We start from the raw sequence: 13,084 nt of genomic DNA on the forward strand, positions 1-13,084 counted from the left end.
CTAACCCTTCATCCGGTTGACATCATCGACGGCAATCGTGCCGCGCTGACGGAAATAAATGACAAGAATGGCCAGACCGATCGCCGCCTCACCAGCTGCGACGGTCAGAACAAACATGGCGAAGACCTGCCCCGTCATGTCCCCAAGAAATGCGCTGAATGCCACCAGGTTCAGGTTGACGGCCAGCAGGATCAGCTCGATCGCCATCAGAATGATGATGACATTTTTCCGGTTCAGGAAAATGCCGAGCATGCCCAGTACGAAGAGAATGGAACTGACGACGAGATAATGTTCGATGCCGATCACAGTTCGACCCCCTTGCCGATTTCCGGCTGTACATTGCGAATGGCTTCCTCGGGCCGGCGAGAGACCTGGGCACCGATATTCTGCTTGCGGACGCCGCCGCGCTGACGATGGGTCAGGACGATGGCGCCGACCATGGCGACCAGCAGCACCATGCCCGCGGCCTCAAACAGGAAGATATATTTGGAATAGAGCAAGGCCCCCAGCGCCTCGATATTCGAAGGGCCGCCCGCTGGCAGACCGACGGCGGCATCGGCATTGCCGGTGCCGACAGAGCTCCAGGCGCCGATGCCGATGATGATCTCGGCCAGCAGAACCACCGCCAGAACCAGACCCAGCGGCAGGTTTTTCATGAACCCGGCCCGCAATTCGGCGAAATCGATATCCAGCATCATCACCACGAACAGGAACAGCACCGCCACCGCGCCGACATAGACAATTACCAGCAAGGCGGCGATAAACTCGGCCCCCACCAGAACCATCAGGCCGGCAGCATTGAAAAAGGCGAGAATCAGCCAAAGGACGCTATGCACCGGATTGCGCGCGAAGATGCAAAACGCTCCGCTGGCAATCACGATGGATGCAAAAAGATAAAAAGCAAAAACCTGCATGTTCGTTGTCTTTTAACCCCCGTCCGGTCCTGCCAGCGCCTTAACGATAGGGCGCATCGGCGGCAAGGTTTGCCGCGATCGCCCGCTCCCATTTGTCGCCGTTTTCCAGCAACTTCGATTTGTCGTAGATCAGTTCTTCCCGCGTCTCGGTCGAATATTCGAAATTCGGCCCCTCGACAATCGCATCCACCGGGCAGGCTTCCTGACAGAAACCGCAATAGATGCACTTGGTCATGTCGATATCATAACGCGTCGTCCGGCGGGATCCGTCATCGCGCGGCTCCGCCTCGATCGTGATCGCCTGCGCCGGACAGACCGCCTCGCACAATTTGCAGGCGATGCAGCGTTCTTCCCCGTTCGGATAGCGGCGCAGGGCATGCTCGCCCCGGAACCGCGGCGAAATCGGGTTCTTCTCATAGGGATAGTTGATCGTCTTCTTCGCCTTGAAGAAATATTTCAGCGTCTTCGCATGCGCGAGAATGAACTCGTAGAGCGTGAAGGCTTTTATGTATTGGACAAGCGTCATTTTTCGTCTCCATCATCGGGAGCGTAGACTGGTTTAAGTTCACAAATACCAGTCGCCGACAAGTTCCCTGATTCCGATACACTGACCGACCATTGGAGTTGCGAACCAACGTTAGTAACAAAATTGTAACTGACATAGGGATCAAAAGCATTAGGAGGCGGAGGCGGAATCTGAACCGATGAATTTGAATCACGATCTACGGTTTTGTTAAAACTCATCCCAAATGAAATTTGTTTTGCTGGCAATCTAACTTCCAAATCTGAAAATTCGCCGTCGATGGAGGAAAAACTCAGCAGATTATGGAGGCCTTCTTCCCCTTCGAGGGTCGTGGTTTCGCGAATTTCTCCGGTCAAAATAGACACAAGCTGTCCGTCAAACGAATGCAGGTGACACTTAACTGTTTTACTTGCCGGATACATAGGCAAAGTTGTCAACGCCACGGCAGATGAAGCGCAAAAAACGGCCATGATGGAAAAGGCGACCAATTTTCTCACAGCGGCCACCCGAATTTGTCGATCATGACCACGCCGCTGACCAGGAAGACCCAGAACAGGCTGATCGGCAGGAAGACTTTCCAGCCCAGGCGCATGAGCTGGTCATAGCGATAGCGCGGGACTGTCGCCCAGGCCCAGCTGAACAGGAAGAAGAAGAAGAATATCTTCAGGAACAGCCAAACAATTCCGGGAATGTCGAACCAGGGAATCCAATCGACGTTCATCGGCGGCAGCCAGCCACCCCAGAACAGGATCGCGTTGAGCGTGCACATCAGCAGGATATTGGCATATTCGCCAAGCCAGAACAGGGCGAAGGACATGGACGAATATTCAGTCTGATAACCCGCAACCAACTCGCTCTCCGCTTCGGTCAGGTCAAAGGGTGCGCGCGCGGTTTCCGCCATCGAGCTGATCAGGAACAGCACCGCCATCGGAAAAAGCAGCGGGTTCAGTCCATAGGCGTTCACCACACCGAAGATATGGCCTTCCTGCGCCTTGATAATGTCATTGAGGTTGAACGTCCCGGCGAACAGCACCACCGAGATCAGGATGAAGCCGATAGAGACCTCATAGGAAATCATCTGTGCGGCGGCCCGCATGGCGGAGAAAAACGGGTATTTTGAGTTACTTGCCCAGCCCGAAATGACCACACCATAAACGCCCAGCGAGCTGATCGCGAGAATGTAGAGCAGGCCGATATTGATATTGGCGAGCACCATGTCTTCGCTGAACGGCACCACTGCCCAGGCGAGCAGGGCAACGGTAAAGGTGATGATCGGCGCGAGCAAAAACAGCCCCTTGTTGGCGCTCGACGGAATGATCGTTTCCTGCAAGAACACTTTCAGGCCATCGGCAAAGCTTTGCAGCAAGCCGAAGGGACCCACGACATTGGGACCGCGCCGCAGCGCCACCGCCGCAATCACCTTGCGGTCAAAATAGATGATCATCGCCACGGCCAGCATCAGCGGCAGTGCGATCAGCAGGATCAGCGCCAGGGTCGCGACAAACCAGCCAATTTCGTATCCCAGAACGGATTGGAGAAATTCGGTCATCAGTCACCACCTCCGCCGTCGCTGCCGCCAGCATCGCCATACCCTCCGGCGACATAGCCGCCAACGCCGACACCTCCGGATCCCCGGTTTGCATATTTGTGCCCGGCCCGCTTGCGTTCACGATGGGCAAGCCAGCTGAACACCCGAACGACCAGCAACAGGAAAACGATCGAAGAGACTATGGCGGCGATCACGATCAGAAAGTCACTCATTCCGCAGCCTCCAGGACTTCGTCATCGGCATGGAGCAGTTCCGCCGAGCAGCGCTGCATGGTGGCGCTGGCGCGGGCGATGCTGTTGGTCAGGTAGAAATCCTTGATCGGGTGCACGCCCTGCCCCTTTGGCTTGTCAGGCAAACCCGATGGCGGCGCCCAGTCGAAGCTGACCAGCCCTTCGCTGGCCAGTTCCGGATGGTCCTTGGCCATCTTGGCGCGCAACTCGGCAAAGCTGTCAAATGGCAGTTTCTTGCCAATCACGTCGGACAGCGCGCGCAGGATCGACCAGTCTTCGCGGGCATCGCCCGGTGCGAAAATTGCTTTGTTCGATTGCTGCACCCGGCCTTCCAGATTGACATAAGTGCCGTTTTTCTCGGTATAGGCGGCCGCCGGCAAGATGACATCGGCGGCATGTGCCCCGGCATCGCCATGATGGCCGATATAGACCTTGAAGCTCTTTTCAAACGGCGCGTAATCCATTTCATCCGCACCCAGCGCGAACAGCAGTTTCGGCTTTTTCGCCGCAATCGCCTTGATGCCGCCGTCAAAGGCATAGCCGAGCATCAGGCCGCCGGTGCGCGAGGCGCCAATATGCAGGACGTTGAAACCGTTCCAGTCATCTCGAACCAGCTTGAATTCCTTGGCCAGTTTCAGCGCTGCGCCATGTGCGCCCTCGACACTGAGCGCGCCGCCACCCAGAATGATTGCAGGCTTTTTGGCCTGTTCCAGCGCATCCTTCACGCTGTTCGGCAGACTGGACAGCAGGCCCATGTCATCGCCCAGCCATTCGACCGGATAGGTCTGGTCCGCTTCGGGGCCAATGCCGAATATTTTCGCCCCGCCCTTGCGCACGGCCTTGCGGATCCGCGTGTTGACCAGCGACGCTTCCCAGCGCGGGTTGGTCGAGACCAGCAGGATAACATCTGCCTCCTCGATCCCGGCTATGGTCGTGTTGAAATTGACTGCCGCCAGGTTCGACACATCATAGGACAGGCCGGTCTGGCGTCCTTCGAGCATGTCCGATTTCATCGATTTCAGCAGCTTTTTCGCGGCATACAGCGTTTCGCAATCGACCAGATCACCGGCGATGGCGGCCACCGAGCTACCCGCCTTCACATCGGCAATCGCCTGAAACGCTTCATTCCAGCTCGCCGCTTCCAGCTGGCCGTTGCGGCGGATATAGGGCTTGTCGAGGCGGCGTTTCATCAGACCGTCAATCGCATGGCGCGTCTTGTCGGTTGCCCATTCCTCGTTCACGTCATCATTGACCCGCGGCAATGCGCGCAGCACTTCGCGGCCGCGGCTGTCGATGCGGATGTTTGTGCCGACGCCATCCATGACATCGATGCCCAGCGTCTTGGTCAGTTCCCAGGGACGTGCTTCAAAAGCATAGGGCTTGCTGGTCAGCGCACCGACAGGACAGAGATCAACGACATTGCCGCTCAACTCGCTGTGCACGGCGCCTTCAAGATAGGAGGTGATCTCCATCCCCTCGCCGCGTCCGACCGCACCGATTTCTTCAACGCCAGCCACTTCCTCGGCAAAGCGCACACAGCGCGTGCAGTGGATGCAGCGGGTCATCACGGTCTTGACCACCGGACCCATATATTTCTCGGTCACCGCGCGCTTGTTCTCGTCATAGCGCGAGCCACTCTTGCCGTAGGCCATCGCCTGATCCTGGAGATCGCACTCGCCGCCCTGGTCACAGATCGGACAGTCCAGCGGATGGTTGATCAGCAGGAATTCCATCACCCCTTCGCGGGCCTTTTTGACCATTTCGCTGTCGGTGCGGATCTCCTGCCCATCGGCAGCGGGCAGCGCACAACTGGCCTGCGGCTTGGGCGGTCCGGGCTTCACTTCAACCAGACACATCCGGCAGTTGCCGGCGATACTCAGGCGCTCATGGTAACAAAAACGCGGGATTTCCTTGCCCGCCAGTTCCGCCGCCTGCAACACGGTTGCGCCTTGAGGCACTTCAAGTTCAACACCATCTACGGTGACTTTAGGCATTATGATCCCCCCGCCTGTTTATGCCACGCGATGATGTCATCGTGCTTTGTAACAACTCTTACAAACCAGTTTATGTCCGTATATAGCATGACCGCTTTCACGGGCTCGTTCAGTAGGTCGCCACAACCGTCACTTGCTTCCACCATTTTCACAAATGCATCATCTGGAAACGCGCCAAAGGATTTCTCGGCTAAATATTTGCTAACGGCTAATCGATCAGCGGCAACTATGAATGCACTAGCTTCGTTTGGCGCGGAATCCACCAAACACTTTGCTAGATCAGACATGGGGCCGTCGGGAACGAACGTGGTATATTGCATCATTTCTTCAGTATCCAAGGAACTGAGATTTAATTTGGGTTTGCCGTCAGGTCCGGGAACCATACAATATGAAAGCAAACTCGATAACCCTTGAAGCCTCGCACCATTGGCAATGGTATCGTCATCGCTCACCGCATTTTTTGCGATGTACATTGACCAAGCTCGATTTGCTATTCGTTGAGCATCGGAACAGTTTCCGATCAATGGATTCTCGCTGACAGCACCATCCTGCGCTGCTACAGGTAGAGACACGCCACCGAAAACCAAAAATAGCAGTAGCAGAGCTTTGGTTACAACGTTCACTCCGCCGCCTCCATCACTGGTTCCGCACCGGCATTCTCGCGAATACGCCGTTCCAGCTCGGGGCGGAAGTGGCGGATCAGGCCCTGGATTGGCCAGGCCGCGGCATCGCCGAGCGCGCAGATGGTGTGACCTTCGACCTGCTTGGTGACTTCGTGCAGTGTATCGATTTCCTCGATCGTCGCATCGCCGTCGCGCAGCCGTTCCATCACGCGCCACATCCAGCCGGTGCCTTCGCGGCACGGTGTGCACTGGCCACAGCTTTCGTGCTTGTAGAAATAGCTCAACCGCGAAATCGCGCGAACGATATCGGTCGACTTGTCCATCACGATCACCGCTGCGGTACCCAGACCGGATTTGAGCTCGCTAAGCCCGTCAAAATCCATCGGCGCGTCCATGATCTGCTCGGCCGGCACCAGCGGAACGGATGAGCCGCCCGGGATGACCGCAAGCAAATTGTCCCAGCCGCCGTTAATGCCGCCACAATGCTTTTCGATCATGTCGCGAAACGGGATCGACATGGCTTCCTCGAACACCGCCGGCTTTTCGACATGGCCGGAAACCTGGAACAGTTTCGTGCCATGATTGTTTTCGCGTCCGAAGCTGGCAAACCAGGAGCCGCCGCGTCGCATGATGGTCGGAACCACGGCGATACTTTCGACATTATTGACCGTCGTCGGGCAGCCATAAAGGCCCGCACCTGCAGGAAATGGCGGTTTCAGGCGCGGCTGCCCCTTCTTGCCTTCGAGGCTTTCGATCATCGCGGTCTCTTCGCCGCAGATATAAGCCCCTGCCCCACGATGGACGAAGACATCGAAATCATAGCCGGACTTCGCGGCATTCTTGCCGATCAGGCCCGCGTCATAGGCTTCTTTGACGGCCGCCTCCATGACCTTGGCTTCCATGATATATTCGCCGCGAATATAGATATAGGCAGCCCGCGCGCGCATCGCGAAACCGGCGATCAACGCTCCCTCGATCAGCTTGTGCGGATCGTTGCGCAGGATCTCGCGGTCTTTGCAGCTGCCTGGCTCGGATTCATCGGCATTGATGACGAGGAAACTCGGCTTGGGCGATTCCTTCGGCATGAACGACCATTTCAGACCGGTCGGGAAACCCGCACCGCCGCGTCCACGCAGACCGGAGGCCTTGACTTCCTCGATAATCTTGTCGTTGCCAAGCTTGATGATATCGGCGGTCTTGTCCCAGTCTCCGCGCGCTTCGGCTTCTTTCAGGCCCCAGTGCTGGAACCCGTAGACATTGGTGAAGATGCGGTCCTTGTCCTGCAGGAAATCAAAGCCCATTACTTTTTCCTCCCGCGACCCCAGATGCCGCCAATGACGCCGATGGCGACCACAGCGAGCGCAACCCAGCCTGCATATCCGTCGAGAAACATGGCATCACCACTCCTTCCGGTAGTCATGATTGGCATCGACCATTTCTTTGAGATTGGTCGGGCCGCCCACTGCTTCACTGGTCTTGCGACCAATTTGCGAACCCGGTGTGACCTCTTTGCCTTCGGCGAGATCTTCCAGAATCTTCGTGGTGATATCGTAATCCAGATCTTCGTAATTATCGTCGTTGATCTGGACCATTGGCGCATTGGAACAATTGCCCATGCACTCGACTTCGGTCAGCGTAAACAGTCCGTCCGGCGTGGTTTTGCCCTTGGCCATGCCCTTGTTCTTACAAGCCGCCATCACATCATCGCTGCCGCGCAGCATGCAGGGCGTGGTGCCGCAAACCTGTACATGATAGCGACCGACCGGCGCCAGATTGTACATGGTGTAGAAAGTCGCGACTTCATAGGCGCGCATATAGGGCATGTCGAGATAGGCGGCGACATATTCGATCACCGGCACCGGCAGCCAGCCTTGGGTCTGGGTATCCGCCCCGACCTGGCGCTGCGCCAGATCGAGCAGCGCCATCACCGCGGAGCGCTGACGGCCCTCGGGATATTTGGCAATCTGCCACTTGGCGAGCTTCTCATTCTCCGGCGTAAAGGCAAAATCGCCCCACTTCGCGCGGACTTCGGTCTCGTCAGGGATATTGGGTGCTTCAGCCATTGTTTTCTACTGGCCTTTCCAAATCACGAACATTTATGCTGGAAATGTTATCGCCGTTGAAAATAAAATCCGCTTCAATCGATTTTGCACGAAGTCCATCTGAAAGTGTTATCAAAGCAGAAACACCTCCATCAGTTTCAGTAATACGCCAATTTGATGGCAAATAATCCCACGCTTGCGACATGCTTCTCCAAAGTTGTGAAACTCCAACGAAGTCATGTACGTCTTCACCTGTGTTCCAAGTTGCAGAAATACCGTCCCATTCATCAGCAATGTCAAGATTGAGTGCCGCAAAGGCGGAAAGATGATCGTATACAATCGCTGTTTGGCGCTCGAACAAACTCACCGGTCACACTCCCCGAACACCACGTCGATTGCGCCCAAAATGGCGGTCGCGTCGGGCAGCATGTGGCCCTTGGTCATGAAGTCCATCGCCTGCAGATGCGAGAAGGCGGTCGGGCGGATCTTGCAGCGATAGGGCTTGTTGCTGCCGTCGCTGACCAGATAGACGCCAAATTCGCCTTTCGGGCTTTCGGTGGCGACATAGACTTCGCCAGCGGGCACGTGGAAGCCCTCGGTATAAAGCTTGAAGTGATGGATCAGCGCCTCCATCGACTGTTTCATCTCGCCGCGTTTGGGCGGGACGATCTTGCGGTCGGTGGATGCGACCGGGCCGTCGGGCATGTCATTCAGGCATTGCCGCATGATCCGCGCGCTTTGCCGGACTTCCTCGACCCGCACCATGAAGCGGTCATAGCAATCGCCCTTGGTACCGACGGGGACTTCAAAGTCCATCCGGTCATAGACGTCATAGGGCTGCGATTTGCGGAGATCCCAGGCGATACCGCTGCCGCGGATCATAGGGCCGGAAAAACCCCAGCGCACCGCGTCGTCCTTGGACACCGTCGCGATATCGACATTGCGCTGCTTGAAGATCCGGTTATCGACAACCAGGCTCATCGCATCTTCGAACAGTTTCGGGAATTCATCGAGCCAGTCAGCCATGTCGGTGAGCAGCTTCAGCGGCACGTCCTGATGGACACCGCCCGGCCGGAACCAGGCGCTGTGCATGCGCGCACCGGATGCCCGCTCGAAAAACTCGAGGCACTGTTCGCGTATTTCGAAAATCCAGATATTCGGCGTCATCGCGCCCACATCCATGACATGCGCACCGATGTTGAGCATGTGATTGCAGATCCGGGTCAGTTCGGCGAACAGCACCCGGAGATACTGACCGCGCTCCGGCACTTCCAGATCGAGCAGCTTCTCGATCGCCAGCACATAGCTATATTCCATGGCCAGCGGCGAACAATAATCGAGCCGGTCGAAATAGGGCAGCGCCTGCAAATAGGTCTTGTGTTCGATCAGCTTTTCGGTGCCGCGATGCAACAGGCCGACATGCGGATCGACGCGTTCGACCGTCTCGCCGTCCAGCTCCATCACCATCCGCAAAACGCCATGCGCCGCCGGATGCTGGGGACCGAAATTGATTGTATAATTTTCGATCGTGACGTCGCCAACAGTCGGATCCGCCTCGTCCGTCCGCCCCTGTAACTCGTCGATATAGTCAGCCATTATTCGCCGGCCTCCTTATCTTCACCATCTTCGCTCTTTTCATCGCCGGGGAGGATGTAATCTGCACCCTCCCAGGGCGACATGAAGTCGAAGCTGCGGAAATCCTGAGCCAGCTTCACGGGCTCGTAGATCACCCGCTTGTCTTCTTCGGAATAACGCATTTCGACATAGCCGGTGAGCGGGAAGTCCTTGCGGAACGGATGACCCTGAAAACCGTAATCGGTGAGGATCCGGCGCAGGTCGGTATTGCCGTCAAACAATACGCCATAAAGATCGAACACCTCGCGCTCGAGCCAGCCGGCCACTTCCCAGATATGGGTGACGGTCGGGACCGGTGTATCCTCGTCTGTCGTGACCTTGACCCGGACCCGGTGATTTTTGGTCAGGCTGAGCAAATGATAAACGATTTCAAACCGTTCTGCGCGTTCGGGATAATCGACGCCGGCGATCTCGACCAGCTGCTGATATTCATGATCATCCCGCAATTTGGTCAAAACGGCGGGCAGCTTTTTGCGATCCACGGTGAAGCTGATCTCACCATGGGCTTCCAGCGTGTCGAGTACGGCAGAGCCGAGTGATTTGACGAGCGCGTCAGCAACGCCTTCGTTGCTGGAAATGGCGGGGGCACTATGTGGCATGCGGTCCAGGCCCCTCTATCGTTCCAGCGTTCCGATGCGGCGGATCTTCCGCTGCAACTGCATCACGCCATAAAGAAGCGCCTCGGCTGTCGGTGGACAGCCGGGTACATAAATATCAACCGGAACGATCCGGTCACAGCCGCGAACAACCGAATAACTGTAATGATAATAACCCCCGCCATTGGCGCAGCTGCCCATCGAAATTACATATTTCGGATCAGACATCTGGTCATAAACCTTGCGCAGCGCAGGCGCCATCTTGTTGCACAGCGTTCCGGCAACAATCATCACGTCCGATTGCCTCGGGCTGGCACGTGGCGCCGCGCCAAAGCGCTCCATATCATAGCGCGGCATGTTCACATGGATCATCTCGACCGCGCAGCAGGCCAGGCCAAAGGTCATCCACCACAATGATCCGGTGCGGGCCCACTGAAAAAGCTCCTCGGTCGACGTGACCAAAAAGCCCTTGTCGTTCACTTCCGAATTCAGATCCTTGAAAAAGGCTTCATCCGGCGGCGTATCCGCACGCATTGGAGTCCCGTCGGCATTGAGAATTGCCGAACCCGGAGTGTTGGTTTCTACTCCCATTCCAGCGCTCCCATTTTCCATTCGTAAATGAAACCAACGGTCAGGATGACCAGAAAAATCATCATGCTGCTCCAGCCAACCCAGCCGGTCTGGTCAAGCGACACCGCCCAGGGAAAGAGGAATGCGGCCTCGAGATCGAAGATGATGAACAGGATCGCCACCAGATAGAAGCGGACATCAAATTGACTGCGGGAGTCTTCGAAAGCCGGAAAACCGCACTCATATTCGGAGAGCTTCTCGGCGCTTGGATTGTGCGTTCCGGTCAGTCTTGAAACGCCCATTGGCAGGAAAACAAAAGCACAGGAAAGAACCAGTGCCACTGCCAGAAAAAGCAGGATCGGCGCATATTCGGATAGATCGACCAAAACAGACTCGCTTCGCTAGGAATATGCGCCCGCTTTTAGGGGCAGGCCGGAGTTGCCGCAAGGGCGAAATGGGCTAAATTTGCGCCGTTTTGAGAAGGATTCGCACTAAGCCCGTGGGGTGGCGAATTCTTTTACAGAAGTGCGCGTGCCAGGATTTTGTGCAGCTTGCTGTGCAGAGCTTCGTTGGAGGCCAGAATTTCGCGCTGGGCAATCGGCTCACTGCCCCCGGTATAGTCGGTGACAAAGCCGCCTGCTTCCCGCACCATCAGGATGCCCGCCGCGACATCCCAGACCTGGAGATCCGCTTCAAAAAAGCCGTCATAGCGACCGGCAGCGAGCCAGGCGAGATCCAGTGATGCCGCACCAAAGCGCCGGATACCCGCAACCTGCGGAGCAAATGCACCGAAGATCCGGGACCATTCGGCAAGATCGCCATGTCCCTGGAAAGGAATTCCGGTCGCCAGGATGGATTCGGACAAATCACGCCTTGCGGATACCCGCAGCCGCTTGTCGCCCAGCCACGCCCCTTTGTCCATTTCAGCCCACCAAGTCTGGTCGGACACGGGTTCATAAATGAGTCCGCTGGTAATCTTGCCCCAGCTGACCCCATCCAGGCCGCGTTCCTGCACCGCAATGGAAATGGCAAAATGTGGGATGCCGTGCAGAAAGTTGGTAGTGCCGTCGAGCGGATCGACGATCCAGCGCGGCTTGCCTTCTTCGCCTTCGATCATGCCGCCTTCTTCAAGCACGAACCCCCAGCCCGGCCGGACCTTCTGCAATTCATCATACAGGATCCGCTCCGCGCGCATGTCCGCCTTGGATACAAAGTCGGCCGGCCCCTTCTTCGATACCTGCAGATGTTCAACTTCGCCAAAGTCCCGGCGCAGACGCGACCCCGCCTTGCGGGCAGCCCGTTCCATGACGGTGATAAGAGCGGAATGTGCTGGCATTTTGCATCTCCCCCCTCCCGCTTGCGGGAGGGGCCGGGGGTGGGTTTCTCGTGTTCAAAGGCGGGGTGAGCGAGGCCCTCCCCTGACCCCTCCCGCAAGCGGGAGGGGAAAATTACTAATCAGGCTTTCCCGACATATTCCCGGGCATAAACGTCGACAATGATCCGTGTACCAGCCGAAATAAACGGTGGCACCATCACACGGACACCATTGTCCAGAACCGCAGGCTTGTAACTGGAAGACGCAGTTTGTCCCTTGACCACGGCATCTGCTTCAACAATCTCCGCCTCGATCTGATCGGGCAGCTGGACCGAAATCGGCTTTTCCTCATAAAGTTCCAGCTGCACATCCATGCCGTCCTGCAGAAACTCGACCGCATCGCCAAGCAAGTCGGCAGGCAGGGTGATCTGTTCGTAATTTTCCTTGTCCATGAATGTCAGCAGATCGCCATCAGCAAACAGATACTGAAACTCCTTGGTATCCAGGCGCACCTTTTCCACGCTGTCGGCAGACCGAAAACGCACATTGGTTTTCCGGCCGTCGACCAGGTTCTTCATTTCCACCTGCATATAGGCTCCGCCCTTGCCAGGCTGGGTGTGCTGGATCTTGGCAACTTTCCAGAGGCCGTTTTCATAGTCCAGAATATTGCCGGGCCGAATGTCTACGCCGCTAATTTTCATGGCCAGTCTCGCTTGATCAATAATGGGATTGAGCGGCGCTCTATCGCGGCGCTCCCTATTAGGCAAGTGATTAGCACGCCTTGCACATCACGGGTCGGCGCAGAGACTGGTCGTCGATTGTCTGTTTCATACAATACCCCGGCCCAACCCGCGCATATCGTCAATCCATGGATCAAATCGAACGCGAATCGAAATCGACTTCAGCATGCGCCGCTGGCCTGTTCGGCTATTCGATCGCCAATGGCGAACGATGTGCGTTCAAATCCTTCGACGGCTATTTGCGGGAGATGGAGCAATTGCCCAATTTCTCTCCGCCGCCGGTCAACAGATTTGTCGCCCATTATGTCTCTTCTGCCATCGGCAAGACATTCAGTTCTTCCTGAAAGGCGGTC

Annotated in this window: 17 protein-coding genes and 1 pseudogene; 1 reads left to right on the forward strand and 17 read right to left on the reverse strand. The window is 56.6% G+C overall.

Going from position 1 to position 13,084, the window contains the following annotated elements:
- The 17 genes and pseudogenes from nuoK to efp all read right to left on the reverse strand — a co-directional run bounded on the left by nuoK (window position 1) and on the right by efp (window position 12,692).
- On the reverse strand, window positions 1-306 hold the full coding sequence (nuoK, locus tag BUQ90_RS13185) for an NADH-quinone oxidoreductase subunit NuoK (protein WP_074205629.1): 306 nt from the start codon (window positions 304-306) through the stop codon (window positions 1-3).
- Window positions 303-914 (reverse strand): NADH-quinone oxidoreductase subunit J, encoded by a 612-nt coding sequence (locus BUQ90_RS13190; protein WP_074205630.1) that lies wholly within the window; start codon window positions 912-914, stop codon window positions 303-305. Before BUQ90_RS13190 ends, nuoK begins: the two co-directional genes overlap by 4 nt.
- Window positions 915-954: 40 nt before the next feature.
- On the reverse strand, window positions 955-1,440 hold the full coding sequence (gene nuoI / locus BUQ90_RS13195) for an NADH-quinone oxidoreductase subunit NuoI (RefSeq protein WP_074205631.1): 486 nt from the start codon (window positions 1,438-1,440) through the stop codon (window positions 955-957).
- Window positions 1,437-1,934 carry a hypothetical protein gene (locus tag BUQ90_RS17605; protein WP_143182867.1) on the reverse strand — a complete coding sequence of 166 codons (498 nt, stop codon included), beginning with the start codon at window positions 1,932-1,934 and terminating at the stop codon, window positions 1,437-1,439. Before BUQ90_RS17605 ends, nuoI begins: the two co-directional genes overlap by 4 nt.
- Window positions 1,931-2,986, reverse strand: coding sequence for an NADH-quinone oxidoreductase subunit NuoH (gene nuoH / locus BUQ90_RS13200; RefSeq protein WP_074205632.1), 1,056 nt, complete (start codon window positions 2,984-2,986; stop codon window positions 1,931-1,933). The genes BUQ90_RS17605 and nuoH overlap by 4 nt, the downstream gene beginning before the upstream one ends.
- On the reverse strand, window positions 2,986-3,198 hold the full coding sequence (locus BUQ90_RS13205; RefSeq protein ID WP_074205633.1) for a hypothetical protein: 213 nt from the start codon (window positions 3,196-3,198) through the stop codon (window positions 2,986-2,988). The genes nuoH and BUQ90_RS13205 overlap by 1 nt, the downstream gene beginning before the upstream one ends.
- Entirely contained in the window at window positions 3,195-5,210 is a 2,016-nt protein-coding gene (nuoG, locus tag BUQ90_RS13210; RefSeq protein ID WP_074205634.1) for an NADH-quinone oxidoreductase subunit NuoG, read from the reverse strand. The genes BUQ90_RS13205 and nuoG overlap by 4 nt, the downstream gene beginning before the upstream one ends.
- Window positions 5,210-5,833, reverse strand: a complete 624-nt coding sequence (locus tag BUQ90_RS13215; protein WP_143182868.1) for a hypothetical protein — start codon at window positions 5,831-5,833, stop codon at window positions 5,210-5,212. The genes nuoG and BUQ90_RS13215 overlap by 1 nt, the downstream gene beginning before the upstream one ends.
- Window positions 5,830-7,134, reverse strand: coding sequence for an NADH-quinone oxidoreductase subunit NuoF (gene nuoF / locus BUQ90_RS13220; RefSeq protein WP_074205636.1), 1,305 nt, complete (start codon window positions 7,132-7,134; stop codon window positions 5,830-5,832). The genes BUQ90_RS13215 and nuoF overlap by 4 nt, the downstream gene beginning before the upstream one ends.
- Before the next feature lie 96 nt (window positions 7,135-7,230).
- The gene (locus BUQ90_RS13225) at window positions 7,231-7,896 is read right to left on the reverse strand and encodes a complex I 24 kDa subunit family protein (RefSeq protein WP_074205637.1); all 666 of its coding nucleotides are present in this window, start codon (window positions 7,894-7,896) and stop codon (window positions 7,231-7,233) included.
- Complete coding sequence (locus tag BUQ90_RS17610) at window positions 7,889-8,242, reverse strand: hypothetical protein (protein WP_143182869.1); 354 nt, start codon at window positions 8,240-8,242, stop codon at window positions 7,889-7,891. Before BUQ90_RS17610 ends, BUQ90_RS13225 begins: the two co-directional genes overlap by 8 nt.
- Window positions 8,239-9,471, reverse strand: a complete 1,233-nt coding sequence (locus tag BUQ90_RS13230) for an NADH-quinone oxidoreductase subunit D (RefSeq protein WP_074205638.1) — start codon at window positions 9,469-9,471, stop codon at window positions 8,239-8,241. Before BUQ90_RS13230 ends, BUQ90_RS17610 begins: the two co-directional genes overlap by 4 nt.
- A 32-nt stretch (window positions 9,472-9,503) precedes the next feature.
- Window positions 9,504-10,109: pseudogene (locus BUQ90_RS13235) on the reverse strand (NADH-quinone oxidoreductase subunit C); the annotation flags it as partial.
- Window positions 10,110-10,124: 15 nt separating this feature from the next.
- Entirely contained in the window at window positions 10,125-10,697 is a 573-nt protein-coding gene (locus BUQ90_RS13240; protein WP_420812019.1) for a NuoB/complex I 20 kDa subunit family protein, read from the reverse strand.
- Window positions 10,688-11,062, reverse strand: coding sequence for an NADH-quinone oxidoreductase subunit A (gene ndhC, locus BUQ90_RS13245; RefSeq protein WP_074205640.1), 375 nt, complete (start codon window positions 11,060-11,062; stop codon window positions 10,688-10,690). Before ndhC ends, BUQ90_RS13240 begins: the two co-directional genes overlap by 10 nt.
- A gap of 131 nt (window positions 11,063-11,193) precedes the next feature.
- Window positions 11,194-12,012, reverse strand: coding sequence for an inositol monophosphatase family protein (locus tag BUQ90_RS13250; RefSeq protein WP_074205641.1), 819 nt, complete (start codon window positions 12,010-12,012; stop codon window positions 11,194-11,196).
- A gap of 119 nt (window positions 12,013-12,131) precedes the next feature.
- Window positions 12,132-12,692 carry an elongation factor P gene (gene efp, locus BUQ90_RS13255; RefSeq protein WP_074205642.1) on the reverse strand — a complete coding sequence of 187 codons (561 nt, stop codon included), beginning with the start codon at window positions 12,690-12,692 and terminating at the stop codon, window positions 12,132-12,134.
- Window positions 12,693-12,859: 167 nt separating this feature from the next.
- Between efp and BUQ90_RS13260 the strand changes: the two genes are divergently transcribed.
- A complete protein-coding gene (locus tag BUQ90_RS13260; protein ID WP_074205643.1) occupies window positions 12,860-13,075 on the forward strand; it encodes a hypothetical protein in 216 nt (71 codons plus the stop codon).
- Window positions 13,076-13,084: the final 9 nt, after the last annotated feature.

The organism is Parasphingorhabdus marina DSM 22363, from assembly GCF_900128895.1.
Taxonomy (GTDB): Bacteria; Pseudomonadota; Alphaproteobacteria; order Sphingomonadales; family Sphingomonadaceae; genus Parasphingorhabdus; species Parasphingorhabdus marina.